We start from the raw sequence: 21,146 nt of genomic DNA on the forward strand, positions 1-21,146 counted from the left end.
CGCGCGGGTTGCGGGCCCGATTCCGTAGTCGAAGTTGCGGCCGTGTCAGAGCGGGAGCAGGTGGTGCTTGCGCGGGTTGCGCGGGAGCTTCTTATCGCGCAGCAGGCGTAGGGCACGCCGCAGCTCGAGGCGGGTGGCCGAGGGTTCGATGACGGCGTCGATATAGCCGCGCTCGGCGGCAACCCAGGGGGTCGCCATGGTCGCGTTATAGAAGTCGATCATCTGCTGGCGCACCGCGGCACGCTGGTCCTCCGGCGCCGCCTCGATCTGCCTGCGGCCGATCAGACTGACCGCGCTCTCCGCGCCCATGACCGCGATTCGCGCGGTCGGCCAGGCCAGATTCACATCCGCGCCGAGCTGTTTCGAGCCCATTACCGCGTACCCACCACCGTAGGACTTGCGGATCACCACAGTCACCTTGGGCACGGTGGCCTCCACATAGGAGAACAGGAAGCGGCCGCCGCGCTTGATGACGCCGATCTTCTCCTGTTCTACGCCGGGTAGGAATCCCGGTGTGTCCACCACGAATACGAGCGGAATCTCGAACGCGTCGCACATACGCACGAAGTGCGCCGCCTTATCGGAAGCCCTGGCGTCGAGCGCACCGGCATACACCATCGGCTGATTCGCGACCACGCCGACGCTGCGCCCGTCGACCCGCGCGAATCCGGTGATGACATTGCGCCCAGCCGCGGCGCCGACCTCGTGGAAATCACCGTCGTCGAAGATGCGCAACAGGATCTCGTACATGTCGTAGGCGGAGTTATCCGAGTCCGGCACAATCGAATTCAGTTCCAGATCCGATTCGGTGAGCTCCGGCTCCAGACCGGGATTCACGACCGGGGGCCGCTCCTGGCAACTGGTCGGCAGGAAGCCCAGATAGCTGCGCACCCATTCGAATGCGGCCTTCTCATCCGGGGCCACATGATGGATGTTGCCGTACTGCGCTTGACTGTGCGCGCCGCCGAGTTCCTCGAGACTCACGTCCTCGCCGGTGACCTCACGGATCACGGCGGGCCCGGTGACGAACATGTACGCCTCTTCGGTCGCCACCACCACATCGGTATTGATGGGCGCGTAAACCGCACCGCCCGCGCACTTGCCGAGAATCAACGACACCTGCGGCACCATCCCCGACAGCGGCTCGGCGCGATTCCCGAGCTCGGCGTACCAGGCCAACGAGGTCACGGCCTCCTGCACGCGCGCACCGCCGGAATCGTTGATGCCCACCATGGGGCAGCCGACCTTCGCGGCGTACTCCATGATGTTGGCGACCTTGCGGCCGAACATCTCACCGACCGAACCGCCATAAACGGTCTGGTCGTGTGAGAACACCGCGACCGGACGCCCTTCGACCAGACCGTGCCCGGTGATCACGCCGTCGCCGTACAGCGCGGACGGATCACCCGACTTGCGCACCAGCGCACCGATTTCCACAAAGGTTCCCGGATCCAACAGCATATTGATCCGGTCGCGGGCGCTCGGAATTCCCTTCTTCGCCCGCTTCGCCACCCCCGCTTCACCCGCCGGTTCCTGCGCTAATTCGAGTCTTTTGCGCAGGTCGGCGAGCTTCCCGGCAGTAGTGCTCACGTGGCCCCTCTCATCAGGCACCCCTACGGGGCGATTACAGCAAGTTTTGCGGTGAGGTCGGCTCCGATCTTTCCGATCCGTGGCTCGTCAACGATCTGGAGGTGGTCACCCGGGATATGAATAACCTCTAGGTTCGGAATGTATTCATCCCAACCACCATTCGGTCGCCGGTCCGCGTACCGGGGCTCCAGCTCGATCATGCCGTCGTGATACCGATCCGCGAGGTAGAGCACCACATTGCCGTCGTAGTGCGTCGGCGTGGTCTTGGCCAAGTGCCGCCCTTCGATCCAAGAGGTGCGCTGGTGTTCGAGCACGCCACCCGGAATCTTGGTTCCGCTGATCTTGATCAGATCGCTGATCATCTTGAACTGTTCCTCATCGGAGGCCGCGGCCAACGTCTCCAACTGTTCGCGATCCAGCGCGCCTTCCACACCGTAGGTCTTCTTCGCGAATACCTGATAGCGCTCGACGCGACGCAACCGTTCCTCGGGGCTGTTGTCCTCGCCCTCGGTCGGAATGGCCAGGTCGATCAGGCCGACGATGCGCACATCGGCGCCCTCGGCCCGCAGCAGCTGGGCGATCTGCAGCGCGAATACCGCGCCGAGCGACCAGCCGTAGAGCACGTAGGGTCCGTTGCCCTGGATCTTGCGCAGTTCGGGCAGGTACTTGCGCGCCCGCTCGACGATATCGCCCTCGACGCGCTCGAAGCCGTACATCGGGGTATCGGCCGGAAGCCGCTTCAGCAGCGGTTCGTAAACCAGCGTATTGCCGCCCGATGGGTGGAATACGAAGACCGGCACGGCATTCGAGCCCTCCGGCCGTGCCCGCAGCGGACGCACGAAACCGTCCACATCGGCGCCGCTGTCCTGCAGACTGCGCACGATATCGGCGAGCTGCTCGATGGTCTCGCAGTCGAGCACATCATCGACGCTGACCTCGGCCTTGACCCGCTCGGTGAGTCGGGCCGCCAACTTCTCGGCGACCTCCTCCGCCAGGATCGGCAGGGTGTTGAAAATGCCACCCGCCGACTTACCGGTGACGATCGCCCAGGTGGCGAAGGTCAGCCGCTCGGCGCCATCGCGCGGCGGCACATCGTCCTCGTCGGCACCGGCGGGCTGACCGAAGATCGAAGCGGCAGCCACGGCCTCGGCCCCACCGACCGCGGTGGTGTCCTCGGCGGCCAGCGCGCGTTCGATCGCGGCTTCGTCGGCCTCGGCCGCGGCGGCCTGCTCGGGCGTGGCCGAGGCAGGCGCGGCGGTACCAGCGGCAGCACCGGTGATACCGGCAGCAGTCTCGGCTTCGGCGACTATCTGCTCGGCCTCCGCCGCCACCGTGGTGTTCTCGGCACCCAGCGAAACCCCTTCGGCGGCAGCCGCATTTGCAACCACGGCCGCCGGATCCTCGCCAGCCGCGACAGCCGCGCGGGCCGCCGCAATGAATCCGCCGTCGACCGCGATCTCCTCGCCAGCGGCCTGCTTATCGGCCATCGCCTGCACCTCGTCGCGGTGCTCGATGGCGTAGTGCAGCACCTTGGCGACCTCGTTCAGGTTGGCATCGCGCACGGCCTGGATCTGCAGCTGCGGAATATCGAATTCGTATTCGACCCGGTTCTTGATGCGCATGGCCATCAGCGAATCGAGGCCGAGTTCCATCAGCGGGATCTCCATCGGCAGATCCTCGACCGCATACCCCATCGACTCGGCGACGATCAGCGCCAGCCGCTCCTCCAGGGTCTGCGTGCCCGCCGGATCCCAACGCTCACCGAAGGTTTCGACGATCTCCAGATCGGTGTCCGCGGTGGTCGCGACCTCGGCAGCGGAAACCGCCTCGGCGACAACGGGTTCGGGCAGCGGCGCACTCGATGCGACGACCGCCTCGAACAGCAGCTGGAAGTTCGCACCCGCACGGACATGCACCTGCACCGATGCGCCACCCAGATGCGGCGTCAGCGTGGTGGTCAGCGTTCCGGCCGTCGGCAGCACCGCATGCGGGACCGACGCGCCGAGCGAGACATCGCTGAGCACCTGTGCCGCAGCAGATTTCACCAGCGCCGCGAGATCGGTGACAGCCGAGGCCGGCACCTCCCACACGTGCCGCCCGTCGGGCAGCGCGACATGCGCACCCGGCACCCGGGCGTTACCGCTGCCGCTGGCCATCTTCGCCTTCGGCCAGTACTGCTTGCGCAGGAATGCGGTACGCGGAATATCGGCGTACTCGCCAGCGGGCAGCAGCGACGACAGGTCGACCCGATGCCCGTGCACATAGAGCTGGGCCAGCGCGGCGATTACGCCCGCCGATTCGTCTTCCTTGCGCTTGAGCGTCGGGATGAGCTGCGCATCGTGCACACCGGCCGCGAACGTCGTCCCCAGCACCTGCATCAGCGCAACGGAATTCGGCGCCAGCTCCACGAAGGTGGTGTGCCCGGTGTCCACCGCGAGCTTCACCGCATTGGTGAAGTACACCGCGTGGCGCATGTTCTTGACCCAGTAGTCCTCATCGTGCACCGGATCGCTGCCGGGACGGTAGAACTCTTCCTTGTTGACGGTCGAGTACAGACCCGTCTTCAGCTTGGTCGGCTCGATACCGGCCAGCTCGGCCGCCAACTCACCCAGCAGCGGATCCATCTGCGAGGTGTGCCCGGCACCGCGGGTCTGCAGCACGCGGGCGAATTTGCCCGCCTGCTCGACCTTCGCCACGATCGCCGCGACCTGATCCTGCGGTCCGCCGATCACCGTATTCGTCGGTGCCGCGTACACCGCGCACTCCACGTCCGGATAGTCGACCAGCATCGCCTCGATATCGGCGGCACTCAGCTCGACCAGCGCCATATTGCGCACATCGTCATCGCTGATCATCGCCTCGCCCTCGCCCATGAGGCGCGAGCGGGCGCAGATCACGCGCACCGCATCCTCGAGCACGAGTCCACCGGAGATATAGGCCCCGGCGACCTCACCCATCGAATGACCGACCACCGCATCGGGTTGTGCGCCGTGCGCGCGTAGCAGCGCGGCCAGACCGATCTGAATGGTGAAAATGCCGACCTGCGAGGTGCCGACGTTGTAATCCTGGGCATCGTCCAGGATCATTTCGCGCACCGAATATCCGGCCTCGTCCTGCACCAGCTCATCGACCTCGTCGACGGCCTTGCGGAAGATCGAATTCTCCAGATAGAGCTGCTTGCCCATCTTGCGGTGCTGGGCACCGAATCCGGACAGCACCCAGATCGGACCATTGGCGGCTGGGGCGTCCGCGGTGAACACACCGGGCCCCGGCTTACCCGCCGCGATAGCGCGCAGACCGGCGATGGCCTCCTCATGGGTCTTGGCCAGCACTACACCACGCGAACGCGCGTGACTGCGCTTGGCCGTCGACCGGGCCACATCCGCCAGCGGAACATCGCGACCGGCATCGGATTCCAGCCAGTCGGCCAGATCCGCGGCGGCGCGGCGACGCCGCGAGGGCAGGTAGGCGGATACCGCGATGATCACCGGCAGCGGCTCGGCCCGCTCGGTCGACCATTCGGGTTCGGCCGCAATGACTTCGGCGGCCTCGACGATCTCGGTTGCTTCCTCGATCACATCCGTCGACTCTTCGTCGACCTCTGCGGCCACCTGCTCGACGGCGGCGACGGGCGCCGCGGTGACGGGCAGGTACTCCTGCAGCACCAGGTGCGCGTTGGTACCACCGAAACCGAAGCCGGAAACACCGACCGTCGCGGTGCCGCTGTAGCGGGGGAACTCCGTCGGCTCGGCAACGACCTTCAGATGTGCCTGGTCGAACGGAATGTAGGGATTCGGACCGGCGAAGTTGATGCTCGGCGGCAGCACATTGTGCTGGAACGCCATGATCACCTTGGCCAGGCTGGCCGCACCCGCGCCGGACTCCAGATGACCGAAGTTGGACTTGGCCGAACCGAGCAGCGCGGGCCTATCGTCATCGCGACCGCGGCCGACCACCCGGCCGAGCGCATCGGCCTCGATCGGATCACCGAGCAGGGTGCCGGTACCGTGCGCCTCGATGTAGTCGACCGTCGAGGGCACGATGCCCGCGTCCCGGTAGGCCCGGCGCAGCACATCGGCCTGCGCATCCGGATTCGGCGCGAGCAGACCGTTGGACCGGCCGTCATTGTTGACCGCGGAACCCTTGATCACCGCGTAGATCTTGTCGCCGTCGCGCTCGGCGTCGGCGAGCCGCTTGAGCACGACCAGACCGCCGCCCTCGGCGCGGACGAAACCGTCGGCATCGGACGAGAACGCCTTGAGCCGCCCGTTCTTGGCGATAGCGCCATTGCGATCGAAGCCGAGCGACGCCATCGGCGAGAGCAGCATATTCACGCCACCGGCGACAGCCAGATTCGAATCGCCGTCGCGCAGCGACCGCACCGCCTGATGCACCGCGACCATGGTGGACGAGCACGCGGTATCGATCGCGACCGACGGACCGCGGAAGTCGAAGAAGTAGGACACCCGGTTGGGGATGATGCTGGAAACGCTGCCCGTGATGGCGTACGCCTCGGCCGAGGCGGGCACATTCGGATCCGGGGTGCCGAGTCCGAGCGCGGCGATCAACTGGAATTCATTGCTGGACGAGCCGATGAACACACCGACCGGCTCACCCTTGAGCTCACTCGCCGGAATCCTGGCGTGCTCCAACGCTTCCCAGGTCAACTCCATGGCCAGGCGCTGCTGCGGATCGACCCGCTCGACCTCGATCGGCGACATCGCGAAGAACTCCGCGTCGAAGCCCTTGAGGACCTCTTGGTCGAGGTAGCCGCCCAGGGTATTGCCCGCGGCAACCGCCTCGGCGACCGCGGGCTCACTGGTGAACTCGTCCCACCGCCCCTCGGGCCGCTCCCGGATCGCGTCACCGCGGTTGATCAGGAATTCCCAGGTCGACTCGGGGGTATCGCCCGCACCGGGCAGCCGCGTCGACAGGCCGACGATCGCGATATCGTGCGCCTCGCCCGGCTGGTATCCGGCGGTGTAGAACGAGTCGTCACCCGCCTCCTCCGGCGCCTCCGGCTCACCATTGATGACGACCTCGGCCAGCGACGCAATGGTCGGATGCTGGTAGTAGATCGTCGCGGTCAGCACCACACCGGTCAGCTCTTCGATATCACCGCCGAGGGCGAGGGCATCGCGGGAGGCCAGCCCGAACTCCTCCATCGGCCGGTCCACCGTGATCTGCTCGATCGGTTGACCGGTCGCGTCGGAGACCCAGCGCCGCAGCCATTCCCGCAGCTCCGGGACCGACATATCGGTCGTCGCGGCGCCGGGTTTCGCGGCGGACTGCGAAGCGTCAGCGGTATCGATCGCGTCCGCCGCGGCGGGCACGATTTCGGTCGTCTGGGTGGGCGTGCCCTCGTTGTCAGCCATCAATTCCTCAAGCTACCTGTCTGGGTACCGGGCGCGCCGTTGAATTGACGCCTGGCGGGGGAAGGGCCCGCCGCGCGTCCACGATCGGGCCGATCCTGGTGAATCGACCTGCGAGCAGCCGCTACGGCGCCACCCTCGGGCAATTACTCTTCCGGTGCATCGGGGAAGGCCTGCTGGGTGTAACCACCCCGCAGCGTTCCCTCCAGATAAGCAGTCTTGCAGGCGCGTCGCGCGATCTTGCCGCTGGAGGTCCGCGGAATCGACCCGGCGGGTACCAAGAGCACGTCGCGCACGGTCACACCGTGGCGCTGGGATACCGCGGCGCGGACGGCGTCCGCGATCGGCAGCGGATCGGCCTTACCGGCGCCCGGCCCGCGCTCGGCAACGATGACGAGCTGTTCGGAGGCGTCATCGGCGTCGAAGCTCAGGCCCGAATGGCTGCCCTGTTCGAACACCTCGGCGGGCAGCTGGTTCGCGGGCACCGAGAACGCCGCGACGAAACCGGGCCGCAGCGCCTTCGAGGCCTCCTGCGCGGAGAACTCGAGATCCTGCGGGTAGTGGTTGCGGCCGTCGACGATCACGAGGTCCTTCACCCGCCCCGTGATATACAGCTCGCCCTCGAAGTAGACACCGTAATCGCCGGTGCGCATCCAGTTCGCATCGGCCGCGGTGCCGTCGGTGTGACTGCCCTCGATAAGACGATGCGCGACCTTGTTGTGGAAGGTGGCCGCGGTCTCGTCCGGGCGACCCCAGTAGCCGATGCCCATATTGTTGCCGTGCAGCCAGATCTCGCCGACCCGGCCGTCGGCCAGTTCGTGTCCGCCGCCGTCGGAGTCGACGGTTTCCGGATCGACAATGGCCGCCCACTGCGACAGCGCCACATAACCGCAGGAGACCTGCGCGATGGAGTTCTCGGTGCCCTGCTCAACCCTGACCATCCGGCCCGCATTGAGCTCGTTGCGGTCGACGTAGACGACCTTGGCCTCGTCCTCGGCCTTGGTCGCGGAGACGAACAGCGTCGCCTCGGCCATGCCGTAGCAGGGCTTGATCGCGGTCTTGGGCAGGCCGTACGGTGCGAACGCCTCGTTGAACTTCTTCATCGACGAGGTGGTGACCGGCTCGCTGCCGTTGATCAGACCGATGACATTCGACAGATCCAGCGACTCGCCGCTCTTCGGCAGACCACGCGCCGCGGCGTGCTCGAATGCGAAGTTCGGTGCGGCGGCGAAGGTTCCGGCACCGTCGTTGTGTGCGGCCAGTTCCTTGATCCAGCGGTACGGGCGGCGCACGAACGCGCTCGGCGACATGATGGTGATGTACTTGCCGCCGACCGCGGGCAGGATCACCGTCAGCAGGCCCATATCGTGGAACAGCGGCAGCCAGGTGACACCGCGCGAGTTCCAGTCCAGGTTGATCGCCTCGACCATCTGCAGCAGGTTGGTGCCGACCGCCCGGTGGGTGATCTCGACACCGGCCGGTACGCGGGTGGAGCCCGAGGTGTACTGCAGGTAGGCAATATCGTCGACGGCGACATCAGGGCGCACCCAGCTCTCGCCGACACTGTCCGGGATCGCGTCGACCGCGATGATGCGCGGACGCTGTGCGGCGGGCAGCGAACGGAAGAACTGGCGCACACCGGCCGCGGAGGAGCTCGCGGTCAGAATGGCCGAGGGTTCGCAGTCGCCGAGCACCGCGTGCAGGCGGTCGGTATGGCCCGGCTCGTCCGGGTCGAACAGCGGAACCGAGATGGTGCCCGCGTAGATCGCGGCGAAGAAGGAGATCACGTAATCCAGGCCCTGCGGGGCCAGGATCGCGACCCGGTCGCCCGGGTTGGTCACCTGCTGCAGTCGAGCGGCCACCGCGCGCAGCCGAACACCGAACTCACGCCACGTCAGCTCCTGCGCCTCACCGTCACGCTCACGCGAGTAATCGATGTAGCGGTACGCGAGCGTGTTCGCGTCGTTGCGGGTGTGCTTCTCGACGTGGTCTACCAGGGTGTGGTCATCGGGAATACGGATGTTCCCGGTCTCATCCAGGTAATCGTCGAAAGTCTCGTCCATTCCTTCATCTCCTCCGAGGCACACGCAGCAAGACGGCGATATCGCCGCTGTTACCTGTGAGGCCCCGACTCGCTATCGCAGCGGGTGCTCTACATGCGAGAGCCAGCCTGCAGATTTTATTGCGGTCTGCGCGGTAGACCGCTATCGGCTAGATGTTCTCAAACCAGAGTCATGTTACAGAGAAGACCGGGTCACTCTCCCCGCAGCAGCGGAATCACGGGCGCGAACGCGTCCATCTGGGTGGGGAACACACCGACATAGGACATCGATGTGAGTTGCCGCACCTGACGGATCTGTTCGGCGATCTCCTCGAATGTGCCGATCGCCACATACGGGGAGGCGAGAATGTCCTCGACCGACAGCTTGACGTCCACCTCGAGGTCGGGGTGCAGGCCGCGATCGATCGCGGACAGCGCCATCTCGGCGGTCTTCTCCCGATCGTCGGTAATGACGATCGCGGTGATGGCCCAGTTCAGCTCGATATCGGCGAACCGGTCACCCGCCGCCTCCTTGATCAGGTTCACCTTCTCGATGGTCTTCTCCAAGGTGATGCCGGAGAGCAGACCCTTGCCGTTCTTGGTGGTGACCGGAACGACCGAGATGATGTCGGCGTGCTTGGCGGCCAGGCGCAGCATCTTCGGTCCGCCGCCGCCGGTGCAGATCGGCGGGCGCGGACCCTGGCGCGGCCGTGGCGTGCCCTTGACGCCGTGCACCTGGTAGTACTTGCCCTCGAAGGTGCACTCCTGGCCACGCAGCAGCACATCGAGGATGCTCAGCGTCTCGTCCAGCTTCGCGAGCCGCACCCCCGGCGCCTCGTAGGGCAGACCGGCGGCAAGGAATTCGTCCTGCTTCCAGCCTGCGCCGATGCCGACCTCGAGGCGGCCCTTGGACAGCACATCGATGGTGGCCAGGTCCTTGGCCAGCACCACGGGATGCCGGAAGCCATTGGCCAGCACCGAGGTTCCCAGCCGGATCCGCTCGGTGGCCTGGGTCAGCGCGCCGAGCGCGGCGATCGGGCCGATCTGGTCACCCAGGTGATCCGGCACCACAAAGGTGTCGAAGCCGTACTCCTCGGCCTGCTGCGCCGTCTGGATGAACTTGCGGGCCCCGCCCTCTTGCTTATTTCCCTCGCCCGCCGCCGCGAAGCGGAAGGATCGCAGAGGAGTGCCCAGTGCGGTCAACTCAGCATCCGCTTCACGGCTCGCCGTGGTGGCCGGTGCGGCGGCTTCTGTCATGAACTCATGCTCCTGGCTGTAAGGAAATGTGGGCGCGACGCGAGGCCACACGTGCCCACGCTTTTGGGGGCAGCTGCCTGCGTCGCGATCATCAGGCGCACTTTACAGCGTGCGACGGAACTCCAGTGCGGTTGTCGCAGCACCACGCGTGCGAACACCGGTCCGAGCGCACGTTTGCTGTGCGATCTCACGAATGCGCCGGATGCGGCGCCTCCTCGATCAACCCATTGGCCCAGCTCACCGTCCACTGCGTCGCGGTGGTGCCATTACCGTCGACCACGTAGCCGTTGTACAGACTGTGCACCGGGTTGCCCACCGCGTGTACCAGGGTCAGCACGCTGCCCACGATGTTCAGGGGGCTCAACGCGTCTCGGGGTGAATCGCAGATCAGATCGCCCGGCGCGCAGATGGTGTAGGTGCGGTCGGCGAGCGAACCGAACCCACCCGAACGCGCACCGGTCATCGTGATGCCGGGAACCTTCAATCCATTGAGCGCGACTTCCGCGCCGACACCCGCTGGCGCCGTGCCGACCTGGATGGCCTGGCCGGTTCCACCGTCACCGGTGCGGCGGCCGTCGGCGATCAGCGTCACGCCGAGCACCTTATCCGCGGGTACCGGTCCATTGCCCGCGCCGATCTGGTTGGCGATATCGCCCGCGATCACCGCGCCCTGGGAGAACCCCGCGATCACGTACGTGGTCAGCGGACAGTCGCGATACCGACTCGCCATCATGTCGATCGTGCGCTGCCAACCCTCGGAGCGGCTGTTGTTGTACGACTGCTGGCCGTCCGGCGGGATCGCGATCGGATTGGAGAACTGCGCGACATACGGGGTGGTGTAGACGTCCACCCGCCCCTGCGGGAACTGCTGCGATAGCGGCCCCGAAACATTGAGCATCAGCGAGATCGGATTCGCCGTCGGACTGTGCGGATCGTCATTGCTGTTCGATTCCCAGGTCCCGGGCACCGAGATCATCTGCACATCGGGACACCAGGCCGGTTGCGAGGTCGGCGGTGCGGGCGGCGGCTTCGGACCCGGCTTGGGCGGGCGCAGCCGCCCGGCCAGTACGAACCACAGCACCACCGCGATGATGACGACGAGCACGACGAGCCCGATGAAGAGCAGGCGCCCCACCGGTTTCCCGGACCGGCGGGACGTCGAACCGCGCGCACTCACTGGCAGTACGTCGCCTTAGCCGTATCGATGTAGATCCTTCCGGCCTTCTCCACCGGCATCTTCGCCGGATCGAAGGACGGATCCGACCCGGCCATCGCGGAGACGAAGGTCATCAGATCCTGGTCGGAGGCATTCGCCGCGACGCCCTGGCAGACATAGGCGCCGATGCTCAGCGCGATATCGGGCGACGCGGTGGTGACGCCAGCGGCCTTCAGCGCGTCCAGGAACTTCTTGTCCTTGTCGGTGAGCTTGGAGCTGTCCTCGGTCGGGACGGCATTGGTCGGGACCGGCTGCGGGCGCTCGGGCGTCGCCGTATCGACGGTCGTCTGCGCGGGCTCGGAGGCCGGCGGCTGTCCGGTCGCACCAGCGCTGGTCGGGGCGGCGGTCGGCGACGCGGCCGTCGTGGTGTGGGACATCGTCGGCGTACTCGTCGCCGTCGAATCGTTATTGCCGCAGGCAGCGAGCAAGCCGGTAGCGGCGATCCCCACGACTACGCCGATAACCTTTCCACGGGTCCGATGCATGAATTCGTGTCCTCGATCTGTTCGCTAAGGGTTGGGTCGCCACCCAGGCTAGAGGAAAGCCAGCAATGGCGACTGCTCGCAGGTCGCTGAAGGGGGTCTGCGGGTGCAATTGATCAGAAAACAGACTGACCGGAATTAGATGCCGTGAACTTCAGGTTTGCCATCGCGCACGGTGATGTGGCCGGTCTGGAAATTCTGCTGATACCCGCCCGGAATGCCGAACTCGTCACTGGTCGGATAACCGAGCCTGCCGTTCTCATAGCCGAGCACCGACCACATATCCATGATCGGGCCCGAACGCACCGGCCACGCGCCCGAAAGCGGACTCCAGTAGATGTTTCCGCCCTCGAACTTGCTGTAGCGGCCGAAATCCTTCGAGGGGGTCTCCTCCGTGGCCGGGAAGCCGAGTTGGCTGTTCTCATAACCCAATTCGGCGTACTTGCCCAGGATCATCCCCTGCACCCGGTGCGCACCGGTCCTGGCGCTGTAGAAGAACGGGCCGTTCTCGAAGGACTGGACCGCGCCGTCCTTGGCGGGGGTCTTGACCTCCGGCGCAGTGGGGTATCCGGCCGGGCCGGTCTCGAAGCCCTGCCTACCCCATTCATCGAGGATCGCGCCGCGCACCACCTGGGCGCCGGTCCGCGGGGTCCAGTAGAGCATTCCGCTCTGGAAGGTCTGCATGTGTCCGCGACCGTCGGGCAGCCCGCGCTCATCGCCGGTCGGCAGGCCGAGCGGACCGCCCGGCCCCAACGCCGCCTGATAACCGCCGCCGATCATGCCCGCGACCGGATGCGCGCCATCGGGCGGCGAATAGAAGACCCGGCCACCCTTGAAGTCCTGTGCGGTACCGCCCGCCACCTGGTACTCCTTGGTGAGGCAGTCGCCGAGCCAGCCGCTGCCGCCCACCAGCGCGCCGATCGCACCGGCTGTCCGGCACGGCGGTTTATCCGGATCGACACCGAGCGCCGCGGCGGCCTGCGGCCAGGACTGGCGCATTTCGAAATCCCAGTACGGCCACGAATGCGTGCCGGAGGGACGGTAGTTCACCTGGGCCGGGATGGATAGTTTGCCCAGTTTGGCCACGAAATTCTGCGAGGTCAGCCGGGACAGGATCTCCAACCCCATGCCCGCGTAATTGGTGCTGACCCCCGGAATGCCGCTGGCCTGGTCGAACGGACCGGTCGAGCCGCTGCCGCTGGAGATGTAGAGGCTGACGCCCTTGAGCTTGTCGGCCAGCGCGTAGGGGTCGTGCCCGTCCCATTCCGGTCCGCCCGGTGGACCCCACATGGCGGCCGAGTCGAATCCGCCCGCATCGCGCAGGGCGAACTGGATCGCCTGCGGCATGCCGAGCGTCGTCGTGGTCAGTACACCGGAGTAGGACCCCGCGTACTTGACGAAGTTCGGATTGCGCCCGGCCAAGAACATCGCGGCCGTGCCGCCCATCGAAATGCCCTCGACGCCACGGATATCCGAGGTCCGCCACTGACTCTCGAGCAGCGGCGGAAGTTCCTTGGTCAGAAACGTTTCCCACTTGTAGTTGTGGCCGTTGTCGGGTTGTAGCCAGTCGGAGTAGAAGCTGGCCTGACCGCCGACCGGCAGCACCACCGTGACGTTCTTATCGGCGAAGAAGTCCACCGCACCCGCCTCATGGGTCCAGCCGCTCTCGTCATCGGTGGCACGCAGGCCATCGAGCATGAACAAGGCCGGGAACCTGGCATCGGGGTGGGTATTCCAATCCCGCGCCAGCAATAGCTGCACCTGGACGGGTGTGGCCATCGATGGCGAATTGATCCACAGCGCGACCCGCCGATCGGTGAGCCAGACCACGTTCTGCACCGTCGGGACCGCGACCGGAGCGACCGCGGGCTGCGCGTTTGCGGGTGCGGTGATCGGGGAAGGACCTGAGGCGAGCGGAATCACCACGGCGGTGGCGAGCAGCGCGGCCCGGCGGGCCACACGTCCGTCACACCATCCGCGCCGCCCCCTGCTGCCGAATGCAACTCCTGCCACAAGAGCTTCCTACCCCCGCTACCTCGTGGTTCCTGGTAGGACACGCGGCAGCAGAGCGCACTGTCTGATTCAGCGATCCGAAAAACACAGCGGAAGCCCCGAAAAGCGAACGGCGCCGTCTGCTTCCGAGTCGGAAGCGAACGGCGCCGTTCGGCGTCCTATCCCTGAATCACCAACCGCCGGTGGCGTCGAGGATGCCGTTGTGGGAGTTCCACAGCTCGCCCTCCCAGTACTTCCACGAGTGCGTACCCGCGGCCGGGAAGTCGAACTGCGCCGGAATGCCGAGCGAGGACAGGCGGGCCTGGAACGCACGGGTGTTCACCAGCGAGAGCGCCTCCAGCGCCATACCGTTGGCGGTGTTGAAGTAGCCGACCGCGGAGTTCGGCCGGTCGTACTGACCCGGCAGACCGCTGGCCGCCGAGATGTACATCGGCAGACCCTTCAGCTGCGGGGCGAAGACGAACGGGTCCATCCGCAGCCACTGCGAGCTCCACGGCGCGGCCATCGAGTCGACGTTGTAGCGGCCCGCATCCAGCATCGCGATGCGGATCGCTTCACGCATGCCCGGCGCGGAGATGTTCAGGTAGCCGGAGTAGGAGGCGGCGTACTTGAACTGGTCGCGGTGGTAGGCGGCCAGCGCCAGCGCGGCGGAGCCACCCATGGAGAGGCCGACAACCGCGTTGTTCGTGCGTGACACACCGTAGCCCTCGAGGAAGGCGGGGAGTTCCTTGGTCAGGAAGGTCTCCCACTTGTAGGTGGTCTTCTGGCCGTTGGTGTTGCTCGGCGCGTACCAGTCGGCGTAGAAGCTCGACTGACCGCCGACCGGCATGATCAGCGAGATGTTGTCGTTCTTGAACTGATCGAGGGCGTTGGTCTCGAACGACCAGGCATTGCGGTCGTCGCGAGCACGCAGACCGTCGAGCAGGTAGACCGCCGCGTTACCGCCGCGCGCCGCCCACTGCACCTGGACCTTGATCGGGCCCATCACCGACGGGACCATCAGGTCCTCGAAGCCGCCGGACGGCGCCCGCAAAGCGGGGCCGTGGACCGGTGCGGCCATGGCGACGGTCGGGCCCGTCACGCCCGCGGTGATCGGCAGCGCCAACGCAGCGGCACCGACACCCAGAATTCGACTACGCCAACCACGAGGGTTGCCTCGCCGTCCCGACTTGGTTCTCTTCGGCGCGGCCGCCCTGCCGAAACGCATGAATCCTGCTCTCTTTCTGCTGTTGTGGTGCCGCCCGTAGCCCACGAGGGGCCGGGCAGCACCCGTGCTGCCAACGAGACGCGCGTCACATGCCAACCGGTACCCGACATTCCGGCACAAGAGACGGCGCTACAACGATCTGGTCACACTTGCGCTCGCTGGAGGTTATTCGACATGCGAAGTCTTAGCAAGACCGGGGTAATCGAGTGGCCGAATTCCGCACGTTCACAAGCTGTGATCGTGCGGTGACCTTAGCGCGTTCGCCCGGAGATGTCGTGTCGGAACGGGAATTTCGAACAAAGATTAGGGGGCACTAGGGAGTGCGGAATCGCTCACCCGAGGTTCCTGCTCAGATCCGGCCGCATCTCGAACACTTGATCGGCCCGGTGGTGCGCGCCGACCGCCGGGCAATCGAAGACCGCGTTCGCGGGGGCGAGCGAGTCGGCCGGCCCCGGAAGGCCCGGATATCGGCCATTGTGATGGTCTCCAGCGCGATCGCTTCGCCGAGGTGGCAGACGTCGATCGGCGCGTTGATCACATCACGCGAGCCGTTCTGGCCATTGCCCGAGGAGATCCACAGCCGAGTTCCGTTCGCGCGCAGCAGGTCGGCGAACATGAACGGGCCATTGCGCGGCCAACACAGATCCCACTTGACGTCGATAGTGAACCCGCCAGCGTCGAGCAGAACCAGCCGCAGACCCTCGCGCTCACCGGGCGCGGAGATTATTCGGATAGCCCGAATGCAAACCGGCATAGCAGAATTGGTCCAGGTGATGCACACGCACCGGCATAATCACATTGATATTCCGCGATCATGAATGGCAGCGCCAACACTTGGCCCGCCGACCATCGAACGGTCGCAGCCACCCGCCACCGCGACCGCGGCAACTATCCCGCGCACTCCGCTGGATCGCATCAATTCGACCTTTGCCCGTGCGATCACCGTTGATCGCCACCACTGCGCATGCGGATCGACACCCGTACCGACGCCTACCATGAGCAGAACATCTCAGCGTTTACCGCTCGTACATAGGCATATTCGAATCACACCCGAGCGAAAGGCTGCTGCAATACCGGATCGTGATGGAGTCCAGAGAATTACCAGCGTGGACTCACACTACGGACCCACACCGGGCATGCGCACCGAAACTGCTTCATCAACGACCACGCAAGCAACAAGTAAGCAAATATATTGGTCCGCACAAAAGAAACGGACCACCCGGTACTTCAGGCGGTCCGTTTCACGGTTGGGACTAACCGATATTGGCCGAGAGGTCCGGGATCATGCGGTAGGCCTCGTCCTGCCAGTTGGTCCACGCGTGCAGACCGGCAGGCGGGAACGAATACACCACGTTCTGCGCTCCCAATGTCATCATGCGGACCTGGAATGCCCTGGTATTCGCCAAGGCGAGCGCCTCGAGCGGCGCACCTCTGACGACACGGTCGGTGGCCGCCAGAAGCGGGATGGTCAGATCCTCGGACATCGGCAGCCCACTACCGGCGGCCACCCATACCCGGGTGCCGTTCGCGATCAGGCGCGGCGCGAAGACGAACGGATCCATCCGCAGCCACTGCGGACCCCATGGCGGCGCCATCGAATCCACGTTATAGCCGCCCGCGTCCATCATCGCCGCCCGAATCGCCTCCCGCATACCCGGCGCCGAAATATTGAGGTAGCCCGAGTACGAACCGGCGAAGCTGAACTGATCCGGATGATAGGCCGCCAGCGTCAGCGCGGCACTGCCGCCCATCGACAGACCGAATACACCATTGCGATTCGGATTGAACCCCAAGCGATCTCGCAGCGCGAACCGCAGTTGCTGGGTCAGGAAGGTTTCCCAGTCGTAGCGGTAGCTCTTACCCGGCCCTGCCAGGAAGGCCTCCGTGGCACCGGATCCGGTGGACGAACCCGCCGATCCCGGCGAGATACCGAAGAAGTTGCTCGGCGCGTTCCAGTCGGCGTAGAAGCTCGACATGCCACCCACCGGCAGGACAACATTGATATTCCAGCTCGCCAGGACCTCGGGGACGTTGGTCTCGATCTCCCAGCCATTGAGGGTTTCCGGCGCCCGCTGGCCGTCCAGCACGTAGACCACACGGTTGGTATTGCCGTCCGCCGCGCGTAGCACCCGGGTCTTGATCGGGCCCATCACCGGCGAGTCGACCCAGAAGTCGAAGGCCGCCGGGTTGAAGCCCGCCGACGCGGTGGCGCCGCTGCCCGCAATGGCGATGCCGAGCGGTAAGAGCACGACCGTCGCCACGCCGAGCACCCATTTCCTGGCCCGGGCACCACTGGTCGCCCGGGTCGAGGAACCGACGGAGCTTCCGGGCCAACGCTTCCAGCGCACACTTCGCATTCGACTCGACCTTTCGTCCGGACGGCCAATCAGCAAACTATATGCAACTTCGACCGACCCCCTCATCGGACATGCAGACGGACCATCCTTCGCAAAACAGACACTCCACCTGCATGCATGCTCTCCGTACATCAATCAAACGATGAACGCCTCTATGTTGCTGGAAAGTGATTCACCCCACAACTATCGACGACGTCCCGCAGCCGATTCGTTGTCAAGCTGGGTTACGGACCGATACCAGCAAAACAGAAACCGCCCGGTGTGCGAACACACCGGGCGGTTTTCGAGAAGGTCGAGCTAGATCAGCCGATGTTGGCGGAGAGGTCCGGAATCATGCGGTAGACCTCGGACTCCCAGTTGCGCCAGTTGTGGATACCGACCGACGGGAAACTGTAGGAGACATTCTGCGCACCCAGCGTCGCCATCCGGACCTGGAAGGCGCGGGTGTTGACCAGTGCGAGCGCCTCGAGTGGCGTGCCCTGGATGATGTCGATCGGCGAGGACGCGTCGCCGGGACCGGGCAGTGCGCTACCCGCGGCGACCCACAGCCTGGTGTTGTTCTGGATCAGTCGCGGCGCGAAGACGAACGGATCCATGCGCAGCCACTGCGGGCCCCACGGCGGCGCCATCGCGTCGATGTTGTAGCCGCCCGCGCTGATCATGGCGAGGCGCAGCGCCTCGCGCATGCCCGGCGCGGAGATGTTCAGGTAGCCGGAATACGAACCGGCATAGACGAACTGATCCGGGTGGTAGGCCGACAGCGTGAGCGCGGCGCTACCGCCCATGGACAGGCCGAAGACACCGTTGCGGGTCGGGCTGAAGCCGAGCCGGTCACGCAGCGCATTGCGCAGATCGCTGGTGAGGAAGGTCTCCCACTTGTAGGTGTTCGACTTGCCCAGCGTCTCGTTCCACCCCGAGGAGCCCGTCATCGCGGATCCCGAGGAGGAGCCGTTGGCCGAACCCGACGAACCGGTGCTCAGACCGAGGAAGTTACCGGGTGCGTTCCAGTCCGCGTAGAAGCTGGAGGGACCGCCGACGGGCATGACGACGTTGATATTCCACTTGGTGAGCTCACGGGCGACCTCGGTCTCGGCCTCCCAGCCGTTGAGGTCACCGCGGGCCCGCATGCCGTCCAGCGCGTACACCACGCGCCCGGTGTTGCCGTCCGCGGCGCGGAAGATCCGCGACTTGATGGGACCCATGCTGGAGTCCACCCAGAAGTCGAAGGCGTCCGGATTGAACGCCGCCGACGCGGAGCCCGCAGGACCTGCTACTGACACCCCGAGCGGCAGCAAGATAGCCAGCGACATCAGCACCGACCGCTTGAACCACGAACCGGCTCTACGGGTTTTCAGACGTCCATTCTGCGCGCTTCGCCCGATCACGCCTCGCATCTAGTTTCGGCCTTTCGTTATGCGGCCGTGTCTCGACCGCTTCTCTACGTTGACCGCTGGGGTTTACCCGCGTTGAAGGGGACGCCCCCAGCGGGCGTACTCACGTACCCTATCGCTACATCGATGTGGTGGCGTTATCAAAAAGAGATAAAGCGATATGCGCCACGTTTATTGTCGCAGGTCATCGATACGACTGGGGCCCAGGGAGGTCCCTGAGCCCCGTGTGACTGGAGAGGCGGCGAGCACCAGCCACTCGGACAGCAGTTACTTCAGCGTTGCGGCTGCGGGAACGGGTCGACCAGTCCGCAACGCTCGATCTCGTACCTCGGCACGCGATCGATACGGTACTTCGCGAACCGCAGCGCATTGCGCAGGTTGTGCTCGAAGCGGCCCATGGTGAGCGGATCCCGATAGGAGATCATCAGCGCCACGGTATCTGGGCAGGTCATCGCGGTGCGGGCCTGGGTGACCCACTTTTCGTCCATGTACCAGGGCATCCACGGATGCCGATCGACCATGCCGGTTTCCACCACGACCCAGTCCGGGTACAGGCTCTTGTCGTGCCCGATCCGGCCGTCGGTGAGCCGGTCGGTATGCGCGGCCAGCGGATAGGCCAGGCCCATCTGATCGATGACGCGCACGTCCAGCGGGACGTTCATGCTGGTCATACCGAGGTTCAGGAAGTAGACGGTATGTCCGGCGCCGCCGTCGGGAATCGGCTGCGGCGGGGGCGCGATGTACCAGAACATGAACGACGGCGAATTCAGCAGCAGACCGCCATCGGGGGTTTCGGCGATGTTGTTCACCATGGCGCGGATGCGCGGGTAGTCCAGGTAGTCCTCGGCCAGGATGGGGTGATCGTGGCCGGTATTGAGCACGTAGTAGACGCGCTCGTCGACGATGCCGGACGCGCTGATCTTGGTGCCGGTCTTGATGGCGGTGGTGTTGGCCGCGAACAGCGCCCAGCCCGCGGTGCCGAGCAGCGCGCACAGGATCACCGCGAAGGACCACTGTCCGGCCGTCGCCGCCCGCAGGCCGCCCTCGGGCACCCGCAGCGGCACCACGGCGACCGGCAGCAGCAGGCAGAACAGCTGCGGCAGCAGCATCCGGCCGTGCATGAAGTCGCCGCCGACGCGCAGGGCGTAGACGGTGAGCACGAATCCGCTGCCCAGCATGAGCGTGACGACCGCGCTCGGCGAGTGCAGCCATTCGCGCACCCGGCGTACCGTCCAGCGGCGCTGCTCATTCGACGCGGGTGCATCCGCGGTCTCGGTGCGGGCCGAACGAGCCACGAGCACACCGATGAGCAGCAGCACGAGCAGCGGCACCCACAGGTAGTACGGACCGACCAGATCCCACAGGTATTTGAAGCCCTGGCCCCACTTGGCACCGCCCGCGTCCTTGGCGACCGCGGTATTCGGGTAGGGCAGGCCGTAGTAGCCCATCCGCCAGACCTGGTAGCACATCGGCACCAGTCCGGCGGCGACAACGATCAAGCCGCGCAAGAGGATCGGGCGCAGCCGGGACTCCGGCATCGGAGCCAGGAAGATCATCAGCAGCGCCAGCGCGCCGACCAGGGTCATCTCGGGCCGGATCAGCGGAGCGAGTCCGGCCAGGAACACCAGACCCAACAGCGCGGGCAGTTTCACCCGCTCGGTCTGGCTCCAGCGCATCAGCTGCCACCACAGCAGGCCGAGCCAGCAGATGACCAGACCGCTCTCCAGTCCGGAGGTGGCGTAGTCGCGGGCGGGGGGCACCGCGATATAGACGAGCACGCCCGCTGGCAGCAGCAGGGCCGATTTGGTGCCGCCCCACAGCCGCGCCGTGCCCAGCATGGCGAACACGATCGCCAGCATCGAGACGGTCAGCGCGACGCCGAGCACGACGTACTCGAGTCGGGCCCTGGTGAGCCAGCTGAAGAACCACACCAGATAGGTCCATGCGGTACTGGTGTTGGTTTCGACGCGCTCGCCCGCATTGAAGACCGGCCCATTGCCCGCCAACAGGTTTCGCACCGTGCGCAGCACGATGAGGCCGTCGTCGGCGATCCAGCGCCGTTGCCAGGCGCCGACCGAGAAAAGCACGACGGTGAGCGCGATCCCACCGACGAAGGTGGCTCGGGATAGCCGCGCGGACCGCAAGCCGGAACGAGCCGACCTCTCGGTCGGCTCCTCCGTTGCTTGTGCTGTTCGCTCCACTCCCTCTACCAACAGTTCG

Annotated in this window: 12 protein-coding genes; all 12 read right to left on the reverse strand. The window is 65.7% G+C overall.

Annotated elements, in window-relative coordinates; genetic code table 11:
• Positions 1 to 45: 45 nt before the first annotated feature.
• The 12 genes from ABZW16_RS32770 to zomB all read right to left on the reverse strand — a co-directional run bounded on the left by ABZW16_RS32770 (position 46) and on the right by zomB (position 21,127).
• Complete coding sequence (locus ABZW16_RS32770) at positions 46 to 1,590, reverse strand: acyl-CoA carboxylase subunit beta (protein WP_354959968.1); 1,545 nt, start codon at positions 1,588 to 1,590, stop codon at positions 46 to 48.
• A 23-nt stretch (positions 1,591 to 1,613) separates the two neighbouring features.
• Complete coding sequence (gene pks13 / locus ABZW16_RS32775; protein WP_354959969.1) at positions 1,614 to 6,965, reverse strand: polyketide synthase Pks13; 5,352 nt, start codon at positions 6,963 to 6,965, stop codon at positions 1,614 to 1,616.
• Positions 6,966 to 7,108: 143 nt separating this feature from the next.
• The gene (gene fadD32, locus ABZW16_RS32780) at positions 7,109 to 9,025 is read right to left on the reverse strand and encodes a long-chain-fatty-acid--AMP ligase FadD32 (RefSeq protein ID WP_354959970.1); all 1,917 of its coding nucleotides are present in this window, start codon (positions 9,023 to 9,025) and stop codon (positions 7,109 to 7,111) included.
• A 191-nt stretch (positions 9,026 to 9,216) separates the two neighbouring features.
• Positions 9,217 to 10,260: an LLM class F420-dependent oxidoreductase gene (locus ABZW16_RS32785; RefSeq protein ID WP_354959971.1), complete on the reverse strand. Its 1,044-nt coding sequence runs from the start codon at positions 10,258 to 10,260 to the stop codon at positions 9,217 to 9,219.
• A 187-nt stretch (positions 10,261 to 10,447) separates the two neighbouring features.
• A complete protein-coding gene (locus ABZW16_RS32790; protein ID WP_354959983.1) occupies positions 10,448 to 11,443 on the reverse strand; it encodes a cutinase family protein in 996 nt (331 codons plus the stop codon).
• Positions 11,434 to 11,961 carry a DUF732 domain-containing protein gene (locus ABZW16_RS32795; protein ID WP_354959972.1) on the reverse strand — a complete coding sequence of 176 codons (528 nt, stop codon included), beginning with the start codon at positions 11,959 to 11,961 and terminating at the stop codon, positions 11,434 to 11,436. The genes ABZW16_RS32790 and ABZW16_RS32795 overlap by 10 nt, the downstream gene beginning before the upstream one ends.
• Positions 11,962 to 12,096: 135 nt before the next feature.
• Positions 12,097 to 13,971, reverse strand: a complete 1,875-nt coding sequence (locus tag ABZW16_RS32800; protein WP_354959973.1) for an alpha/beta hydrolase-fold protein — start codon at positions 13,969 to 13,971, stop codon at positions 12,097 to 12,099.
• 169 nt (positions 13,972 to 14,140) lie between these two features.
• A complete protein-coding gene (locus ABZW16_RS32805) occupies positions 14,141 to 15,178 on the reverse strand; it encodes an alpha/beta hydrolase family protein (RefSeq protein ID WP_354959974.1) in 1,038 nt (345 codons plus the stop codon).
• A gap of 349 nt (positions 15,179 to 15,527) precedes the next feature.
• A complete protein-coding gene (locus tag ABZW16_RS32810) occupies positions 15,528 to 15,932 on the reverse strand; it encodes a hypothetical protein (RefSeq protein ID WP_354959975.1) in 405 nt (134 codons plus the stop codon).
• A 499-nt stretch (positions 15,933 to 16,431) separates the two neighbouring features.
• Positions 16,432 to 17,535, reverse strand: a complete 1,104-nt coding sequence (locus tag ABZW16_RS32815) for an alpha/beta hydrolase family protein (protein WP_354959976.1) — start codon at positions 17,533 to 17,535, stop codon at positions 16,432 to 16,434.
• A 302-nt stretch (positions 17,536 to 17,837) separates the two neighbouring features.
• Positions 17,838 to 18,845: an alpha/beta hydrolase family protein gene (locus tag ABZW16_RS32820; protein ID WP_354959977.1), complete on the reverse strand. Its 1,008-nt coding sequence runs from the start codon at positions 18,843 to 18,845 to the stop codon at positions 17,838 to 17,840.
• A 353-nt stretch (positions 18,846 to 19,198) separates the two neighbouring features.
• The gene (gene zomB / locus ABZW16_RS32825) at positions 19,199 to 21,127 is read right to left on the reverse strand and encodes a flagellar motor control protein ZomB (protein ID WP_354959978.1); all 1,929 of its coding nucleotides are present in this window, start codon (positions 21,125 to 21,127) and stop codon (positions 19,199 to 19,201) included.
• Positions 21,128 to 21,146: the final 19 nt, after the last annotated feature.

The organism is Nocardia sp. NPDC004604, from assembly GCF_040609795.1.
GTDB lineage: Bacteria > Actinomycetota > Actinomycetes > Mycobacteriales > Mycobacteriaceae > Nocardia.